Source organism: Streptomyces sp. Go-475 (genome assembly GCF_003330845.1).
Lineage (GTDB): Bacteria > Actinomycetota > Actinomycetes > Streptomycetales > Streptomycetaceae > Streptomyces.
Genome location: NZ_CP026121.1, coordinates 2,555,320 through 2,573,829 on the forward strand (window position 1 = coordinate 2,555,320; position 18,510 = coordinate 2,573,829).

Genomic DNA, 18,510 nt, shown 5'->3' on the forward strand with positions numbered 1-18,510 from the left:
GCCCGCCGGTCCCGGTCGGCGGGCCGCCCCTCACCCCGTCAGGACTTCTTCGGGCACTCCTTCCACGCCATGTGGTACACGGTGCTGATGTCCCCGTCCGTCGAGTCCATCGTCATGAAGCTGACCTTGTCGGCCACCTGCGTACCGGCGTTGACCCGCAGCTCCGTGTTGATGTTGAAGTTGCGCTGCACTCCGCAGGGCGCGTAGACGAGTTGGGCCCAGTCCGTCTCGTCCGTGGCCTGCCAGTTGTCGTTGTAGGGGCCGTTGAAGGGGTGGTTCCTGGTCACCGTGCTCGGCGAGCCCTGGAAGTAGTACGAGGCCCGCTGGGAGCCGCTCGCGCCGCGCTGGAGGGAGGCGAAGCCGCGGTAGTCGGCGCTGGCGATGGCGTACGTGAAGCCCTGGGGCACGTGGACGATCAGGCTGAGCTGGCAGTTCCTGCGGAACGCGGTGGGGTCGGAGCCCCCGCCGGCCTGGGCGAGGTAGTCGCTGTAGGTCACCGTGAAGGCCGTGTTGTCCTCGGAGACGGCGACCGCCGCGGTGCCCTGGGGGCAGCCGGAGCCGTTCACGGTGGCGACCTTGATGACGATCTTGTCCGGGGGCGGGTCGACGAACCCGGAGGACGGGGATTGCGCGGGAAGTGCGCTGGTGAGCAGTGCGGCGATCGCGCCGCTCAGGAGCAGGCCACCGGCCATGGTTCTCCCATCCGTTCGTGGGGGGTGGATCAGTGAGGGTGGATCTCGATAGGCATGGGCATGTCAAGACGACAGCGCATGCACCCCCGACCTGTGACCATTCCATGGAGGAGCTGTGAAGGCCGGGAGCGGTCGCATCGTACGCAGCGGAGCGGGGGTCGGCCAGGTCGGTCTCCGGCCATTCACACCACCGGTGATTCACAGCGGCCCCGCCCGCCGGGCGAGCGGTGTCCCCGGGCGCATAAGGTGCCTTTCACTACGGCATGCAGCACAACAGGAGGCGCTCCCTTGGAGCTCAGCAGGCGTACCTTCCACGCTCTCGCCGGCACGGCGGCGCTCGGCTTCGCGCTGACCGGCAGCGGGTCGCCGACCTCCGCCAACCCGGCACGGACCGCGCCCACGGGCCCGCCGCCTCCGGTGCCGGGCGCGGACGGCCGGCGGCACACGATCGGCTTCGACCGGTACTCCCTGCTGGTCGACGGCCGGCGTCTGGTGCTCTGGTCGGGCGAGCTGCACCCCTTCCGGCTGCCGAGCCCGTCGCTGTGGCGGGACGTGCTGGAGAAGATGCGGGCGCACGGCTACAACGCGGTGAGCGTGTACGTCGCCTGGAACTACCACTCCCCCGCGCCCGGCCGCTACGACTTCACCGGGGTGCGCGACCTCGACCTGTTCCTGCGCACGGCCGCCGAGACCGGCCTGTACGTGATCCTGCGGCCCGGCCCGTACATCAACGCCGAGGTCGACGCGGGCGGCTTCCCCGGCTGGCTGACCGCCACCGAGGGCCGGGCCCGCACCTCCGACCCGACGTATCTGCGGTACGTCGACGAGTGGCTGACCGCCGTCAACGCCATCGTCGCCAAACGGCTGTTCACGCGGGGCACGGGCACGGTCCTGCTGTACCAGATCGAGAACGAGTACGACGCCCACGCCGACGACCCGACCGGGCGTGCCTACATGTCGTACCTGTACGAGAAGGTCCGCGCCGACGGCATCGACGTACCGCTGTTCCACAACGACAAGGGGCGCAACGGGTACTGGGCGCCCGGGTCGTTCCGCACCGGCGGCGAGAAGGGGCGCTGGCTGTACGGGTTCGACGGATATCCGGAGCCGGACCGGGTGCCGCCCGACTGGGGGCACTTCGGGCCCGGCGGCGCGAAGGGCGGGGCCACGGCCAGTCCGCGCACGCCCGGGTTCGTGCCGGAGTTCGGCGGGGGCTGGTTCGACCCGTGGGGCGGGTCCTGGTTCGACGGCAAGGGGTACGCCGAGGCGCGCCGGACCCGGGACGCGGCGTACGAACGGCGCTTCTACCTCACCAACCTCGCCAACGGCATCACCCTGCACAACGTCTACATGACGTTCGGCGGCACCTCCTGGGGCTGGCTGCCCGCGCCGGCCGTGTACACCTCGTACGACTACGGGGCCGCCTTCGACGAGGCCCGCAACGCCACCCCGAAGCTCGCCCCGATGCACCAGATCGGGCAGTTGCTGCGGCACGTGCCCGACCTCGCCAAGCTGAACCGGGCGAGGGACGTGCGCGCCGCCGACGAGCGGGTCAAGGTCTACCACCTGGCCAACCCGGACACCGGCGCCCATGTCTACGTCCTGCGCAACGACTCCGGCGAGGCGGTCTCCACGACGCTGCCCGACGCAGGGATCGACGTGCCGGTCACCGTCCCGGCGCGGGACGCCAAGCTGCTCGCCGCCGGGCTGAAGCTCGGGAAGCGGACGCTGGTGCACTCCACCGTGCAGCCCATGGTGAGCCTGACGGCCGGACGGCAGGACATCGCCGTCTTCGCGGGCCGCCGGGGCGAGATGGCGCAGGTCGTGCTGGAGTGCGCGGACGAGCCGACGCCCATGCGGCTGGACGCGGAGCCCGCCTGGGCGTACAACCTCGGCAAGCTGAACATCACGGCTCCGCTCGGCGCGGGCGGGCTGAGCCGGGTGCGGGTCGAGGGCGACGGCGTGGACACGCCGATGCTGGTGCTGTTCGCCGACGACGCGACCGCCCTGCGGCTGTGGCCCTACGAGACGCCGTCCGGCCCGCTCCTCGTCTACGGCCCGGCCCTGCTGCGCTCGGCCGGGCTGCGCGGATCCACCGTCCACCTCACCGGCGACACCATCGGCGAGACCGGCCTGGAGGTGTGGGGGCCGCGCGGGATCACCCATGTCACCTGGAACGGCCGCCCGGTGCCCTGCCGGATCAGCGCCTCCGGCAGCCTGCTGGCGCTGAAGCCGCTGCCCGGCGTGACCCGGCCGGCCCTGCCCGCCCTGCGCGGCTGGCGGCGGCGGACCGAGAACCCGGAGGCCGCACCCGACTTCGACGACTCGGACTGGACGACGGCCGACAGGACGACGACCTTCAGCACCACGCCCGTGCCCGACGGGCAGCCCGTCCTCTTCGCCGACGACTACGGCTTCCACTACGGCGACGTCTGGTACCGGGGCGAGTGGACGGACGACAGCGCCGTCGAGTCCGTCTCCCTCTCCTACAGCACGGGCACGCAGGGCCTGCTGATGGCCTGGCTGGACGGCGAGCCGCTGGGCACGCACCGCATGCCGGTGCCGGACAAGGACCGGGCGCGACAGGGGACGTGGACCGCGAAGGCCACCTTCGGGCTGCCGAAGAAGCTGCGGAAGAGGTTCCGGGAGGAGCGCCGGGAGCGGCATGTGCTGTCCGTGCTCGTGCGGCCGATGCAGCACGACATGGACGGCGGGGCGCTCGACACGCACAAGGCCGCGCGCGGTCTGACCGCCGTCGCCTTCGAGGGCGCCTCCCCCGAGGTGACGTGGCGGATCCAGGGCGCGTCCGCGCCCGACCCCGTGCGCGGGCCGATGAACAACGGCGGGCTGTACGGGGAGCGCGAGGGCTGGCACCTGCCGGAGCACGACGACGCGGACTGGGCGGAGACCGACTCCCTCCGGGCCGGGCGGAGGCAGGGCGTCACCTGGTACCGCACGGGCTTCCGGCTGGACGTGGACCCGGGCGTGGACGCCTCCGTCGGACTCGTCCTCGACGACGCCCCGGACCGGGCCTACCGCGTCCAGCTCTTCCTCAACGGCTGGAACATGGGGCAGTACATCAACGACGTAGGCCCGCAGCACACGTTCGTGCTGCCGAACGGGATCCTGCGCACACGTGGTGCCAACACACTGGCCCTGGCGGTGCTGTCCGACGGGACCACACCGTCGGGGCCGAGGGACGTGCGGCTGACGCTGCTGGGCGCGGCGGCCGGAGGGGTGCCCGTCAAGCCGGTGTGACCGGATCGAGCCGTACCCGTGCCTTGCCTTCTCCGGGACGCTGGTTCACCGTGTGGGCCCTTCAGGGCTTTTCGACAGGGAGGGGAACCTCGTGCGAAGACGGCGTTTCATCAGTGGGTTAGGCGCGGTGGCCGGGGCCGGGCTCGTCTCGGCGCGGGGCGGGACGGCCTGGGCGGCCCCACGTCCCCTGGGTGAGGCCCGCGAGTGGCAGGCCGTCCCGGCCCCGGCGGCCGCCCCCGCGGCGCAGTTGCGGGCCGTGGCCGCCTCGGGGCCCGGCCTCGCCTGGGCCGTGGGCGAGGAGGGCCGCAGCGGCAGCATCCGGGGAAAGGCGCTGGCCCTCGTCTGGGACGGCACCGCCTGGCAGCGCACGAGCCCCGGCTTCAACGGTTACCTGGCCTCCGTCGCCGCCGCGTCCGACGGGGCCGCGTGGGCCGTCGGCGCCGACACCTCCGGCACCGCACACCTCCTCGCCTGGGACGGACGGGCCTGGCAGGAGACCGACTACCCCGGGCGCGGGACGGCCGAGACCACCCTGGCCGCCGTCACGACCGGCCCCCGGGGCCACGTCTGGGTCTCCGGCCGGAACAGCGACGGCTCGGTGCTGCTGCACGGCCACCGGGGCAAGTGGACCTGGCTGGAGGCACCCCCGGCCGCGACCACCACCCCGCCGTACGGCATCCACCGCTCGCTCTGCGGCGACATCTGGGTCTACGACACCGCGCTCGTCGCCCGCTGGGACGGAGCGGCGTGGACCGTGCTGCCGTCACCCGGCGGCATCCGCGCCGGCTTCACCGGGCTGCTCCCGGTCGCCCGCGACGACATCTGGCTGACGGGTTACGACTACGGCATCGGCGGCCCGCCCGGCAAGCCTCCGGGCGTCCGGCTGCTGCACGGCGACGGCGCCTCCTGGGAGCACGTCAAGGCACCGTTCGGCGTCGGCATGCTGTCCGGCATCGTGGGCGACGCGCAGGGCCGGCCCGACCGGATCGCCGGGTGGGACTTCTGGGACCAGACCCGGGCCCACTACCTGCGCTGGGACGGCACGGCCTGGGTGAGCGAGCGGGGGCCGGTGGCCACGACCCCCGTCGTCATGAACACCCTGGCGAAGGTGCCGGGTTCGGACGGCTACTGGGCGGTGGGGACGACCTCGTCCTCGCCGTCCGAGACCGCCCGGCCCCGCATCGAACGCTGACCGGGCGCCGGTCACGCCAGCCGGATCACGTTCCAGGACAGCGGCTCCAGGACGGCGCTCAGCGTGCCGTCCTGGAGAGTCGTGCCGTCGACCGCGTGCGGGGCCACCCGCTCGGGGTCGTCGAGGGTGTTGCGGGCGTCGGGGTCGGCGTCCGCGAGGGCGCTGTGCTCGACGACCGACGACAGGTCGAGCCCGTTCAGCGCGACCTCCAGGGGCAGCGACTCGGTGCGGCTGCGGTTGACGGCGAAGACGGTGACCGTGCCGTCCTCGGCGCGCACGGCGGTGGCGTGCAGCAGGTCGGTCTCGCCGTACTTCTTCGTCTCGTACGTCGGCGATTCCACGCGGACGTCGAGGACCTGGCCGCGGCCGTACTCGGAGGCCTGTGCGAAGGGGAAGAACGTGGTCTGCCGCCAGGCCGGGCCGCCCGGTTCGGTCATGATCGGGGCGATGACGTTGACGAGCTGGGCGAGGCAGGCGACGGTGACGCGGTCGGCGTGCCGGAGCAGGGCGATGAGGAGCGAGCCGAAGACGACGGCGTCGGTGACGCTGTAGTTGTCCTCCAGCAGGCGCGGCGCCTCCGGCCAGTCGTGCTGCTCGAAGGTCTTGGCGCGGGCCTCCCACTCGGGCAGGTACCAGACGTTCCACTCGTCGAAGGAGAGGTTGATCTTCTTCTTCGACTTGAGTCGCGCGCCCACGTGGTCGGCGGTCGCGACGACGTTGTCGATGAAGGACTCCATGTCGACGGCGGAGGCGAGGAAGGAGTCGACGTCGCCGTCCTCGGGCCAGTAGTAGGCGTGCAGGGAGATGTAGTCGACGAGGTCGTACGTCTCCTCCAGGACGGTCGCCTCCCACGCGGCGAAGGTCGGCATGGACTGGCTGGAGGAGCCGCAGGCGACGAGTTCGACGCCGGGGTCCTGCTGGCGCATGGCCCGGGCCGTCTCGGCGGCGAGGCGGCCGTACTCCTCGGCCGTCTTGTGGCCGGTCTGCCAGGGGCCGTCCATCTCGTTGCCGAGGCACCACAGGCGGATGCCGAAGGGGTCCTTGTCGCCGTGGGAGACGCGCAGGTCGGACAGGGCGGTGCCCTCGGGGTGGTTGGCGTACTCCTGGAGTTCCAGGGCCTCGGCGACGCCGCGGGTGCCGAGGTTGACGGCCATCATCGGCTCGGCCTGGGGGCCGATCTTGCGGAGGAAGTCGATGTACTCGGACAGGCCGAAGCGGTTGGACTCCGTCGAGTGCCAGGCCAGGTCGAGGCGGCGGGGGCGGTCCTCGGCGGGGCCGACCGAGTCCTCCCACTTGTAGCCGGAGACGAAGTTGCCGCCGGGGTAGCGGACGGCGGTGACGCCGAGTTCCCTGACGAGGTCGAGGACGTCCTGGCGGAGGCCCTTGTCGTCGGCCGTGGGGTGGTCCGGTTCGAAGACGCCGGTGTAGACGCAGCGCCCGAGGTGTTCTACGAAGCTGCCGAAGAGGCGGGGGTTCACTTCGCCGATCGTGAAGGCGGGGTCGAGGGTGAAGCGGGCCGTGTGCATGCTTGCCTTTCGAGGTTCCGTTTCGTCTGCGGGTGGTTCGTGGTTGCTCGCGCAGTTCCCCGCGCTCCTAAAGCAAACTCGGCCAACCCTTCTTGTCCCAGCTCAGGGTGTTCAGCCCCAGCTTGGGGGTGCCTTCGTCCTGCGCGTCGTAGTAGTGGTACGCCAGGACATCTTTGCCCCTGTCCCTGAAGACCGATTCGCCGCCCGTGCCTACGTAGCGGCCGTGACCCTCCAGGAGCAGGTCGCCGCCGCCCTCCAGGAGCGGCTTGCCCGTGCTGTCGACGTACGGGCCGGTCACGGACGTCGACCTGCCGACCTTGATCTTGTACGTGGAGTTCACGCCCTGGCAGCAGGCGTCGTAGGACGCGAAGAGGTAGTAGTGGCGGCCGTGTTTGACGATGTACGGGCCCTCGACGGCGTAGGGGGCGTCGGGACGGGTGGCCAGGTGGTGGACCTCGGCACCGGGGATCGCCTTGCCCGTTTTCGGGTTCAGTTCGACCATGCGGATGCCGGTCCAGTACGAGCCGAAGGACATCCACAACTTGCCGTCGGCGCGGATGATCGCCGGGTCGATGGCGTTCCACGTGTCGGTCGTCTCCGAGGTGAAGACCTTGCCGTGGTCGGTCCAGGTGCCGGGCAGGCCGGTGCGGGACGTGGCGACGCCGATCGCGGAGTGGTTGCTGCCCCAGGAGGAGACGGAGTAGTAGAGCCAGTAGCGGCCGTCGCGCCGGGAGAGGTCGGGGGCCCACGGGTCGGCCTTGTCGTTGTACTCGTACCACCAGGCCGGCGGCTCGGCGAAGGCGTTGCCGGCGTCGGTCCAGTGCCGGCCGTCCTCGGAGAGGCGGGCGCCGATGATGCCGCCGGTGGAGTAGGCGACGTACCCGCCGGACTTCAGGCGGGAGACGGTCGGGTCGTGGATGATCTCCTGGCCGGTGATCGGGCGGGGGTCCGGGTAGGTCCCCGCCGCCTGTGCGGTGTGGGGCGGCAGGGCGAGGAGCGCGGCCGCCGCCAGGGCGGTGAGGGTGCTGCGCAGGGTCACTGTCCCGCCAATCCCGTGTGGGCGACGCCCGCCACGATCTGACGCTGGAAGAAGACGAACACGATGATCAGCGGCAGGCCCGCCATCAGGCCGCCGGCCATGAGCTGGGCCCACTGGATGCCGTAGGAGTTCATGACGGTCGCGATGCCGTTGGGCATGGTCATCAGGTCGGGGTTGTTGGTCACCATGTACGGCCACAGGAAGTTGTTCCACGAGGCGATGAAGGTGAAGATGCCGACCGCGGCCAGGGAGGGGCGGGAGAGCGGGAGGACGATGGTGAAGAAGACGCGCCAGCGGCCCGCGCCGTCGATGAACGCGGCCTCCTCCAGTTCGCGCGGGACGCCCTGGAAGAACTTGTAGAGGATGTAGACCATCGCGGCGGGCGCGCACTGCGGCAGGATCATGCCCCAGTAGGTGTCGACCATGCCCATCTGCTGCACGGTGGTGAACAGCGGCACGCCGAGGACGGCGGGCGAGACCATCAGGCCCGCCATGACCAGGCCCATCAGGGCGCTCTTGCCGCGGAACTCGGTGCGGGCGAAGCCGTATCCGGCCAGCGAGCTGACCAGCAGGACGACGGCGGTGACGCAGACGGAGACGACGACGGAGTTCACGAACCAGTTGGTGATGTTGCCGGTGTCGAAGATGGCCGTCCAGGCCTGGCTGGTCCAGTCCTCCGGCAGCCAGTGCGTCGGCACCTCGACGGCCTCGGTCTCGGACTTGAGGGAGGTGAACAGGGCCCAGACGAGCGGCGCCATGAACACCACGGAGACGGCGGTGCCGACCAGGGTGAGGACGATCTGGCTGGGGGTCCAGGGCTTGCGGTCCTTCGGGGCCCTGACACGGATCTGCGTGGCGGTCATCGCACGCCCTCCTCACGCTTGCGCAGCAGCCACATCCGGGCGACGGCGACGGACGCGATGATCACGAAGAAGATGATGGAGATCGCGGAGGCGTAGCCCACGCGGTAGCTGGTGAAGCCCTCTTCGAGGGTGTACTGGACGATGGTGCGGGTCGATTCCTCGGGCCCGGGGGTGAAGTCCATCATCACGACGGCCTGGTCGAAGACCTGGAGCGAGGCGAGGATCTGCAGGGCGATGACGAGCCCGGTGATGTTGCGCAGCATCGGCAGGGTGATGTGGACCATGCGGTGCCAGGCGTTCGCGCCGTCCAGCTTGGCGGCCTCGTAGAGGTGGTCGGGGATGCCCTGGAGTGCGGCGAGGTAGAGCAGGAAGCTGAATCCGACCGTCCACCAGAGCGTGCAGACGACCACCGCGAGCATCGCGTAGGACTTGTCGGTCAGCCACGGTGTGTCGAGGCCGAACACGTGGTTGATCATGCCGGTGCCGGGGTTGAACAGCCACTGCCACAGGTTCGCGGCGACGGTGGAGGGCAGCAGGAACGGGGCGAAGAAGCACAGGCGCCACAGCCATTTGCCGCGCTCGATGTGGTGGGCGAGCATCGCGAGGAGGAAGGCGAGGACCGTGATGCAGGGCACGACCAGCAGCGTGAAGTAGGCGCTGTGGCCGAGGGTGTCCCACATCAGGGGGTCCTGGAGGGCCTCGCGGTAGTTGTCGAGGCCGACGAAGTTCGCGCTGTCGCCGGAGATGTTGGCGTCCGTGAAGCTGAGGTAGACGCCGCGCAGCAGCGGCCAGATCACGAAGAGCGTGAACAGGAGGAGGAACGGGGCGACGAACCAGCCGCCGTGCTGGAAGCCCTGCTTGCGGCGGACGGTGGCGCTGTCGGCGGCGGTTCCCGCGCGTACCGGGGCGATGACGGTCTGAGCGCTGGTCGTCATGCGACCGCACCTCCCTGCGCGGCGGTCCTGCCGTCCATGGGGTTCTTCGTCGCGAGCAGCCTGGTGAGTTCGCTCTTCATCCGGCGGGCGGCGCTCTCCGGCCGGGCGGAGCCCATCGTGGAGGAGACGACGATGGGGCCGACGCGCTGGGCGAGGATGCCGGTGGATCCCGCGAACCACACCTTGGGCTCGGTGGCCTGGTGGTCCATGGCCGAGACGTACTCGTTCTGGGGGCTCATCCTCTTGTACGCGGCGGTGGACAGGATCGGCCGGTAGGCGGGGATGTGGCCGCCGAGCGCCCACTGCCGCGCGTGCCGGACGATGTAGGCGGCGAGTCGGTGGGCGCCCTCGTTGGCGGGGCCGCCGCGGTCGGACTGGTGCGGCAGGACGAAGGCGTGCGACTCGGCGTGGGTGGCCGGCTTGCCGAAGACGGGCGGCAGCGGGGTCGCGCCGTACTCGACCTTCGCGGTGTCGAAGACCGGCACCGACCAGTTGCCCTCCCAGACGAAGGGGGAGCCGTTGACGAACTGTTCGGCGCTCGCCGGGCCCGCGAAGCTCGGGTCGGCGTAGCCGTCGGTGATGTGGCGGCGCAGGAACTCCAGGACCTGGACGGCCTTGTCGGTGTCGAAGGTGACCTCGGTGTCGGCGTCGTTGAACCAGGTGCCGCCGAGCTGGGTGTAGAAGGCGACGAAGAACCACCACTGGAAGTTCTGGTCGCTGTTCCAGAAGCCCATGGTCTGCAGGCCCTTCTTGGTGGCCTTCCTGGCCTCCTTGAGCACGTCGAACCACTCGCCGGTCGACGTCACGGGCACGATCCGGCCGTCCTGGCCCAGCAGTCCCGCCTTCTTCAGCACGTCCTTGCGGTAGAAGCAGAGCTGGACGTGGATGTCGAGGGGGACGGCGTAGAGCTTGCCGTCGATGACGCCGCGGTTCCACAGCCGGGGGTTGAAGTCCTGCTTCCGGACGCCGTACTTGGCGAGCAGGTCGACGTCCCAGGCGTCCAGGAGGCGGCCGGGCGAGAATCCGGTGACCCGGCCCATGTGCATGACGCCGAGGTCGGGGGCGCGGTTGCCCGCGGCGGCCATGGCGAGCTTGGTGTAGAAGGGGCTGCCCCACTGGAGCGTGGAGTCCTTGACCGCGACGTCCGGATGGTCCTTACGAAAGGCGTTCAGCATCGCGATCATGTTGTAGCCGTCGCCGCCGCTGAAGAGGTTCCAGTACCGCACCCGGGTGTGCGCGTCCGAGGCGAGTGCGTCGGCTCCGGTGCCGAGTGCGGCGAAGCCGAAGCTGCCCGCGACGGTGAGTCCGCCGAGCCCGCCGAGAAGCTGCCTGCGATTCAGGCCAGGTCGTCCCATGCCCTGCCCTTACTGTTCGATATCCCGAATAGCGCTCGTAACTTCGAACGGGACCGTAGGTTCGAAGCGCTTGCGCGTCAATGGGTAGGACACGAACTTTGGACAGGACTTTTGGGCGAGTTCGGTCGTTCCCCGTTGAACTACCGACATCGGATCGCATGACGCGCACACTTTCAGGCGCGTAGTCTCGGACGGGCCGCCGAAGCCGTCGGCCGGTGGTGAGAAGGGGGAGCGATGGACATCGCGGGCGCGCGGGTGATGGCCGCCCGGGTCACCGCCGCGCTCAGGCGCTCGCGCCATGGCTCCGCCATGCGCCGCCTGGCCGCCGAACTCGCCACGGCGGTCCGGGCGAGACCCGAGGCCCCCACCGACGTACGGTCGCTGTGCCGGGCCTTGTGCGAGGAGATGAGCGCGCGGCGCGGCGGGCGGCCGGTCGAGCTGCGGTTCGAGCGCTTCCCCGACGAGATCGAAGTGACCGGTCTGTGGGTGGAGTTCCAGGACTTCGACCTCGTCATCGTCGAGGAGCGGGCCGAGGCCGTGCAGCAGCTGGTCATCCTCGGGCACGAGCTGTGGCATCTGCACGCCGGGCACGGGCATCACCACGGGGCGGGCGCGGCGGCGGCCCACGCCTTCGCCGACCGGCCGGGGTGGGACGACGTCGCGCTGGCGGTGGCCGCCCGCAACGGCTCCCGGGAGCGGGACGAGGCCGATGCCGACGCCTTCGGGCACCGGCTGGCGGCGGGGTGCCGGGCGCTGCTGCCGGGTGAGCGCGGGCCGGACGTGCCCCTGGGCCCCGTGCAGCGGTCGCTGTACTACCGGGGGCCGCGGGGAGGTGCGGCACCGTGACGACGGTGGCGCTGACCCCGGTCGAGTTCGTCAACCAGTTCTATCCCAACTTCTGGTGGATCCCCGCGGGAGTGCTGGCCGCCGCCCTGGCCATCAAGCTGCCGAGCGTCATCCGGCTCTGGAAGGACCCGATGCTGCGCGCGGTCGGCGGGCTGCTGCTGCTCGCCCTCGCGGTGTTCGTCTTCGTGGCGCCCTCGACGATCGCGCGGGTCAACCGGCTCACCGGGGTGGCGAACTTCTCCGGCCCCTGGGTCTACTCGCTGCTCACCGCGTTCTGCGCCTTCTGTCTGCTGCTGATCATCTCCTGGCGCCACGGCCCGTCCGACCGCTCGGACCGCACCCGGCGCGCGATGCGCGGGGTCGTGGCGGTCTACTCGGGTGTGATCGTCGCGATGTGGGTGCTGTTCGCCCTCGCGGAGGTGCCGGAGGAGCGGCTGCGGGACCTCGACACGTACTACGCGAACACCCCGTACATGCGCGAAGTGATCGTGCTCTACCTGCTCGCCCACACCACGGCCGCGCTGGTCACCAATGGGCTGATCTGGAACTGGGTCCGCACGGACGGGCTCGACGCGCTGCTGCGCTGGGGGCTGAAGTTCCTCGGCGTCGGCTACGCGGCGCAGTTGCTCTTCGACGCCGCCAAGATCAGTGCCGTGGTGGCCCGTTGGTCGGGGCGGGACGTGGACTGGCTGAGCACGGCCGTCGCGCCGCCGTTCGCCTGCCTGTCCGCCGTGCTCATCGCGGTCGGCTTCATCCTCCCGCACGCCGGGCAGTACCTGCACGGCCGCTGGCACGTCCGGCTCGCCCACCACGAACTGCGGCCGCTGTACCTGCTGATGAAGACGGTCAACGGCACCGGGGTCCCGTTCCTGCTGCGTGCGACGCCGGAGCTGCGACTGGTCCGCCGGGAGACATTCATCCGCGACGTGCTGCTGCCGCTCGCCCGGCACATCGACGAGGACCGGCGCGAACGGTTCCACGACGCCGCCCTCGCCCTCGGCCACCCGCCCGGCCGGGCGAAGGTGCTCGCCGCCGTCGCGGCGATCCAGGACGCGGCCGACGCCGGGACCCGGACACCGGAGGACGACGGCACCGGCGCCCATGACACCACGGAACTGCTGCGCGAGATCGGCGCCTTGTCCCGGGCCCTGCGCCGCACGGAGGACCTCCGGGCGATCCGCGCCCTGGCGCACGACCACACGGAGGGCAAGTCACGCACCGGCTGACCGCGTCCCCCGGGGACCGCCCGGCCGATTTTCGACGGTCCCCGCACGAGGGGCCGCGCGCACGGTGCGTGAAGGTACGGTGAGAGCCGTCCGGAACGAGGCCCACATGGCTCGAAAACCCGGGTCGGCGGACGGCGTTGTGAGCCCGCACGGCCGTGGCCGGACGTCGGGGAGTGCCCGCAGGGCCAAGGAGCCTTCATGGCTGAGTGCGAGGAGTCGCATGTCGCGTAGAGCTGTCGTCATCGGTGCGGGTCTGGCCGGCATGCTGGCCGCGGCGGCCCTGTCCGCCGTCGCGGACGAGGTGGTCGTGCTCGACCGGGACGATCTGCCCGAGAGGCCGGAGCACCGCAAGGGCCTGCCGCAGGGACGTCACGCGCATCTCCTCATGGCCGGCGGCCTGGCCGCCATGGAGGATCTCGTGCCGGGCGTCAGTATGCGCAAGCACCTGCTCGCCGCCGGCGCGCACGAGATACCGCTCGGCTCGGGCATGGTCGCCCTCACGCCCGAGGGCTGGTTCCGGCGCTGGCGCCACCCCGGACCGCGGATGCTGACCTGCACCCGGGCCCTGCTCGACTGGGCGGTGCGGGGCGCCGTGCTGGACAACAGCACCGGGGTGGTGATCCGCAAGGCGCGGGTGCTGGAGCTGACGGGGTCGCGGCAGCGCGTGACCGGGGTCCGCCTCTCCAGCGCCGCCGGGGAGGAGGACCTCGCCGCCGACTTCGTGGTGGACGCGAGCGGACGCGGCTCGCGGATCGTGACCTGGCTGGCGGGGCTGGGCGTCGACGACGTGCGCGAGAGGACGGTGGACGCCGGCCTGGTGAACGCCACGCGCCTGTACCGCACTCCCGAGGGGGCCGGGCGCTTCCCCCTGACCATGGTGCAGGCCGACCCGTACCAGGGGCGGCCCGGCCGCAGCGGCATGGTGCTGCCGATCGAGGGCGACCGCTGGATGGTCAGCCTCGCCGGCACGCGGGGCGGTGGCGAACCGCCGTCCGACCCCGACGCGTTCCTGCGGTACACCCTGGACCTGCCCGACCCCATCGTGGGCCGGCTGATCTCCGGCGCGGAGCCGCTCACCGACGTCCACGTCAGCCGCAGCACCAGCAATCACCGCCGGTATTTGGAGAAGGTGCGCTCCTGGCCCGAGCGCCTCGTCGTCCTCGGTGACGCGCTGGCCATGTTCAACCCCGCCTACGGGCAGGGCATGTCGGTGGCCGCGCTGGGCGCCCGGGAGCTGGACCGCGAGCTGCGGCGGTCCGGCCTCGACACGCCCGGGCTCGCGCGCCGCGTGCAGCGGCGGGCGGCCAGGTCCGTGGACGCCGCGTGGACGATGGCGGTGAGCCAGGACGTCTGGTACCCGGGGACGCGCGGCGGCTCGCCCGGGATCGCCGACCGGCTGGTCACCGCCTGCACCCGCCGCATGATCCGCACGGCGACCGGCTCGTACACGGCGGCGTCGGCCGTCTGGGACGTGACGAGCATGACGGCGGGGCCGACGCGGCTGCTGCGGCCCTCGACGGTCCTGGCGACGCTGAGCGGGCCGCCGCTGCCGGCGGCGGTGGGGGCGCCGCTGACGGAGGACGAGCGGGCGGTCCTGCGACGGCTGGACCGGACGGGAGGCTGAGACGGGGGGCGGGTGCGGTCCGGTTCGCGCTCCCGGCCGCCCCGCCCCTCGTCAGCCGGCGAACGCGGGCTGTGCCAGTCCCTTGCCCGCCCCGGGCACCACGAACAGGGAACCCGCCAGGGCGGGCGGCTCGGCCGGCCCCGTACGGGCCGTGGTGACATACAGGTCGGTCAGGCCGGGCCCGCCGAACGCGCAGGCCGTCACCAGCGGCACCGGCAGCTCGATCACCCGGTCCAGCTCACCGCCGGGGGTGTACCGCCGCACCGCCGAGCCCTGCCACAGGGCGACCCACACGCACCCCTCGGCGTCCACGGCCAGCCCGTCCGGGAAGCCCGCGCCCTCCTCGATGACGGCGAGGGTCCGCCGGCCGGAGATCCGCCCGTCCGCGTAGTCGAAGACGTCGACCCGCCGGGTGGGGGAGTCGATGTAGTACATGAGGCGCCCGTCGGGGCTCCACCCCGTGCCGTTGCTGACGGCGACGTCGTCGAGCACGACCTCCACGGTGCCCTCGCCGGTGACGCGGGACAGCGTGCCGCCCCCCGGCGCCTCGTCGTAGCGCATGGTGCCCGCCCACAGCGCGCCGTCGGGCGCGATGGTCGCGTCGTTGGCGCGGCGGCCGGGGACCGGCTCGTGGTGCAGCCAGCGGAAGCGGCCGTCCGGGTCGAGGAGGCCGACACCGTCGCGCAGGTTCAGTACGAGCCCGCCGCCGGCGCGCGGCTTCACGGCGCCGACGTGCTGTTCCGTGCGGCGTGTGGTGCGCCGCCCGGTGGCCGGGTCGTAGGTGTGCACGCGCGACCCGAGGATGTCGATCCACAGCAGCCGGCCGGCCGCCGCGTCCCAGCTCGGGCCCTCGCCCAGCTCCGCCTCGGCCCGTACCGCGACCTCGTACGGCCTCGTCATGCCAGGCTCCGGTGGCCGAGGTGCTCGGACAGCTCGGCGGCGCCCTTCGCGGCGAGCTGCTCCAGCTCGGTCCGGCGCTCCTCGCTCCAGCGGATCATGGGCACGGAGATCGACAGGGCGGCGACGACCTGGCCGGTGCGGTCGCGGACCGGGGCGGCCACGCAGCTCACGTCCGGGTTGGACTCGCGGCGCTCCACTGCGAGGCCCCGCTCACGGATCTCGGCCAGGGCCTCGCGCAGGGCGGCCGGGTCGGTGATGCTGTTGGGGGTCATCGCGACCAGCTCGGCGCCGTCGGGGATCCGCGCGGCGAGCTCGTGCTCGGGAAGGGAGGCCAGCAGCATCTTGCCGACGGAGGTGCAGTGCGCCGGCAGCCTGCGCCCGGCGGCCGACACCATCCGCACGGCGTGCGTGGAGTCGACCTTGGCGATGTAGATGACGTCCGTGTCCTCCAGGATCGCCACGTGCACGGTCTCGTCGCAGGTCTCGGCGACGGACCGGGCGACGAGCTGGCCCTCGGCCGCGAGGTCGAGCTGCTCGGCGTAACGGGCGCCGAGCTGGTACGGGCGTACGCCCAGCCGGTAGCGTCCCGGCTGTCCGGGCACGGGGACGATGTACTTCCGGGCGGCGAGCGTGGTCACCAGCTCGTGCACGGTGGTGCGCGGCAGCTGGAGCTTGCGCACGATGTCCGGGGCGGAGAGCGTCCCGTCCCCGTCGAGAAAGAGCTCGAGAATGTCGAGAGCCCGGGTCACTGCTGGTACGAGGCGTCCCACGACCGGCCCCCTCCCTATGTGTCTCAGGCGCCTGTGTTCGGATCCCGGTGTTCGAGATATCAACAGGCGATCGGCATGACGAACACAGGCTAGCCATAGAGGTTTGCCCGGGCAATGGGCAGAGGCGCGGCGGGCGGAAACCGACGAGCACGCCACGAGCACGTTGTGTGCACATTAGAGTGCCCGGTGTGCGACACGTCACAGGTGTCGCAAGGGTGGGGGGATCTCTGTGCACGACATGACCATGGGCTCCAACGTCTCTTTGGCGGCCCTGAGCGAGAACGTCGGTTCCGCGATCGTCAGCCTGGGCTGGTCCAGCCCGACCGGTGAGGGCGACGCCGATGTGTCCGTGCTGCTGCTGGACGCGAAGGGCAAGGTCCGCAGCGACGCCGACTTCTACTTCTACAACAACCCGGTGGCCGCCGACGGCAGCGTGCAGTTGCTGGGCAAGGAGCCCACGGCGGACGGCAGCGAGGACAGGATCAGCTTCGACCTGACCGCCGTCCCGGCCGACGTGGAGCGGATCGTCGTCGCCGCGAGCCGCTACGAGCAGGCCCGCTTCGCCGAGCTGGACGACCTCAAGGTGACGCTGGCCGACGCCGGGGGCGAGAGCCTGCTGCGGTTCGTCATCGACGACCCGGGCCCGGTGAGCGCGATCATCTTCGGCGAGTTGTACCGGCGCGCGGAGGACTGGAAGTTCCGGGCCGTCGGGCAGGGCTACGACAGCGGGCTGGCGGGGCTGGCGACGGACTTCGGCGTCGACGTCGAGGACGACGAGGCGGACGACGAGACCGAGTCCGGGACGGCGGCCGCGGAGGGACCCGCCGCCCCGGCACCCGAAGCCCCGCCGCAGGCGACTCCGCTGGAGGCCGTCCCGGCACCCCGTCCGCCCGCCGACGAGGAAGCCGCCCCGAAGAAGCGGACGGCCCGGCCGCGGACCGCGAAGAAGAAGGTCACACTGCCCAAGGCTCCGGTGAAGAGCCTGGCGGAGAACGAGTCCTGGAAGTCGGCCCGGCTCTTCCCCGTCTCGGTGCTCAAGAGCGACCGGGAGCGGGAGATGCGCGCCACCTCGGTGCTGTTGTCGGTGATGGCCCAGGTGCCGGAATTCGGCAGGCGGCTCACCGCCGCGTTCGGTGCGCCGGCCGGCCGCATGGAGACCTTCACCGAGGTCTCCCTGCCGCACGGTGAGACGCCCCGCCGCCCCGACGGAGTGATCCGCGTCGAGCGCGCCGGAAAGCTGTGGACCGCCCTCGTCGAGACCAAGACCAACGGCAACGCCCTCAAGGCCGACCAGGTGCAGGCCTACATGGACATCGCCGCCCGGCGCGGCTACGAGGCCGTGATCACGCTGTCGAACGACGTCGCACTGGAGGGCAGCCCACTCGTCGATGTCAAGATCGACCGGCGGCGCAAGCACCAGGTGGCCCTCTGGCACCTGTCCTGGGCCGAAGTGGCCCACCAGGCCCAGATGCTGATCCGGCACGAGGGCGTCGGGAACGCGGCGCACGCCTGGCTGCTCCAGGAACTGCTGCACTACCTCCAGCACGACAACTCCGGCTGCCACGGCTTCCAGAACATGGGCTCGGCCTGGGTACCGGTGCGCAACGGCATCGATGACGAGACCCTCTGCCTGGGCGACCCCCGCGCCCTGGAGGTCGTCGAGAGCTGGGAGCGGCTCATCCGCCAGGTCTGCCTGCGGCTCGGCGGTGAACTCGGGCAGAAGGTGCTGCCCGCCCAACGCGCCCGGCGCGGCACCGACCCCGGGGCCCGCCGGGCCCGCCTGGCGGACCAGCTGTGTCTGGAGGGCAGGCTCCAGGCGGAGCTGCGGGTCGAAGGGGCGCCCGGCCTGCTCACCGTCAACGCCGATCTGCGCACCGCCAAGCTGCGCACGTCCGTGGAGATCCCGGCGCCCGAGCAGGGCTACCCCCTGACCTGGGCCAAGCGTCTGGTCCGCCGTCTCGCCGAGGCGCCGGCGGATCTGCACGTGGAGACGCTGGTGGAGGGCGAGACGGGTGGCCCCCGGGGCACCCTGGAGCGGCTGCGACCCGAACCGGCCGATCTGCTGCCGAAGGACAGCGCCACCCGCATCACCGGGTTCCGGCTGTCCCTCTTCAAGAGCATGGGCAGCGGCCGGGGCAGCGCCGAGTCCGGTTTCATCCGCAGCGTCGACGACGCCGTGCACCGGTTCTACACCTCGGTGGTGGTCCACCTGGACGCTCCGGCAGCCGGGCGGGCGGCTGCGGTGGCGGCGAAGGAGCGGGCCGCGGTGTGACAGCGCGGTGGC

General features: G+C 71.6%; 14 protein-coding genes. 6 read left to right on the forward strand and 8 right to left on the reverse strand.

Features of this window, described 5'->3' with window-relative positions; translation table 11 throughout:
* Window positions 1–38: 38 nt before the first annotated feature.
* On the reverse strand, window positions 39–692 hold the full coding sequence (locus C1703_RS11740) for a DUF4360 domain-containing protein (RefSeq protein ID WP_114252107.1): 654 nt from the start codon (window positions 690–692) through the stop codon (window positions 39–41).
* A 288-nt stretch (window positions 693–980) separates the two neighbouring features.
* Between C1703_RS11740 and C1703_RS11745 the strand changes: the two genes are divergently transcribed.
* Window positions 981–3,950, forward strand: coding sequence for a beta-galactosidase (locus C1703_RS11745; RefSeq protein WP_114252108.1), 2,970 nt, complete (start codon window positions 981–983; stop codon window positions 3,948–3,950).
* 91 nt (window positions 3,951–4,041) lie between these two features.
* Entirely contained in the window at window positions 4,042–5,142 is a 1,101-nt protein-coding gene (locus C1703_RS11750; RefSeq protein WP_114252109.1) for a hypothetical protein, read from the forward strand.
* 11 nt (window positions 5,143–5,153) lie between these two features.
* Here C1703_RS11750 and C1703_RS11755 read toward each other — a convergent pair whose 3' ends face one another.
* The 5 genes from C1703_RS11755 to C1703_RS11775 form a co-directional block, all read right to left on the reverse strand.
* Window positions 5,154–6,668 carry an alpha-N-arabinofuranosidase gene (locus tag C1703_RS11755; RefSeq protein WP_114252110.1) on the reverse strand — a complete coding sequence of 505 codons (1,515 nt, stop codon included), beginning with the start codon at window positions 6,666–6,668 and terminating at the stop codon, window positions 5,154–5,156.
* Between the two features lie 67 nt (window positions 6,669–6,735).
* On the reverse strand, window positions 6,736–7,707 hold the full coding sequence (locus C1703_RS11760; RefSeq protein ID WP_114252111.1) for an arabinan endo-1,5-alpha-L-arabinosidase: 972 nt from the start codon (window positions 7,705–7,707) through the stop codon (window positions 6,736–6,738).
* A complete protein-coding gene (locus C1703_RS11765; protein ID WP_114252112.1) occupies window positions 7,704–8,570 on the reverse strand; it encodes a carbohydrate ABC transporter permease in 867 nt (288 codons plus the stop codon). The genes C1703_RS11760 and C1703_RS11765 overlap by 4 nt, the downstream gene beginning before the upstream one ends.
* Window positions 8,567–9,505 (reverse strand): sugar ABC transporter permease, encoded by a 939-nt coding sequence (locus C1703_RS11770; RefSeq protein ID WP_114252113.1) that lies wholly within the window; start codon window positions 9,503–9,505, stop codon window positions 8,567–8,569. Before C1703_RS11770 ends, C1703_RS11765 begins: the two co-directional genes overlap by 4 nt.
* On the reverse strand, window positions 9,502–10,860 hold the full coding sequence (locus C1703_RS11775) for an extracellular solute-binding protein (protein ID WP_114252114.1): 1,359 nt from the start codon (window positions 10,858–10,860) through the stop codon (window positions 9,502–9,504). The genes C1703_RS11770 and C1703_RS11775 overlap by 4 nt, the downstream gene beginning before the upstream one ends.
* A 234-nt stretch (window positions 10,861–11,094) precedes the next feature.
* Between C1703_RS11775 and C1703_RS11780 the strand changes: the two genes are divergently transcribed.
* The 3 genes from C1703_RS11780 to C1703_RS11790 all read left to right on the forward strand — a co-directional run bounded on the left by C1703_RS11780 (window position 11,095) and on the right by C1703_RS11790 (window position 14,556).
* Entirely contained in the window at window positions 11,095–11,706 is a 612-nt protein-coding gene (locus tag C1703_RS11780; protein ID WP_198678142.1) for a toxin-antitoxin system, toxin component family protein, read from the forward strand.
* Complete coding sequence (locus C1703_RS11785; protein WP_114252115.1) at window positions 11,703–12,932, forward strand: DUF6545 domain-containing protein; 1,230 nt, start codon at window positions 11,703–11,705, stop codon at window positions 12,930–12,932. Before C1703_RS11780 ends, C1703_RS11785 begins: the two co-directional genes overlap by 4 nt.
* A gap of 220 nt (window positions 12,933–13,152) precedes the next feature.
* Entirely contained in the window at window positions 13,153–14,556 is a 1,404-nt protein-coding gene (locus C1703_RS11790; protein WP_114252116.1) for an FAD-dependent monooxygenase, read from the forward strand.
* Between the two features lie 51 nt (window positions 14,557–14,607).
* Here C1703_RS11790 and C1703_RS11795 read toward each other — a convergent pair whose 3' ends face one another.
* Together C1703_RS11795 and C1703_RS11800 are read right to left on the reverse strand one after the other, a co-directional pair.
* Window positions 14,608–15,456, reverse strand: a complete 849-nt coding sequence (locus tag C1703_RS11795; protein WP_114252117.1) for an SMP-30/gluconolactonase/LRE family protein — start codon at window positions 15,454–15,456, stop codon at window positions 14,608–14,610.
* Window positions 15,453–16,226 carry an IclR family transcriptional regulator gene (locus C1703_RS11800; protein WP_114252118.1) on the reverse strand — a complete coding sequence of 258 codons (774 nt, stop codon included), beginning with the start codon at window positions 16,224–16,226 and terminating at the stop codon, window positions 15,453–15,455. Before C1703_RS11800 ends, C1703_RS11795 begins: the two co-directional genes overlap by 4 nt.
* A gap of 238 nt (window positions 16,227–16,464) precedes the next feature.
* On the opposite strand from C1703_RS11800, the gene C1703_RS11805 reads away from it, so the two are divergent.
* The gene (locus C1703_RS11805) at window positions 16,465–18,498 is read left to right on the forward strand and encodes a TerD family protein (RefSeq protein WP_198678412.1); all 2,034 of its coding nucleotides are present in this window, start codon (window positions 16,465–16,467) and stop codon (window positions 18,496–18,498) included.
* Window positions 18,499–18,510 lie beyond the last annotated feature (12 nt).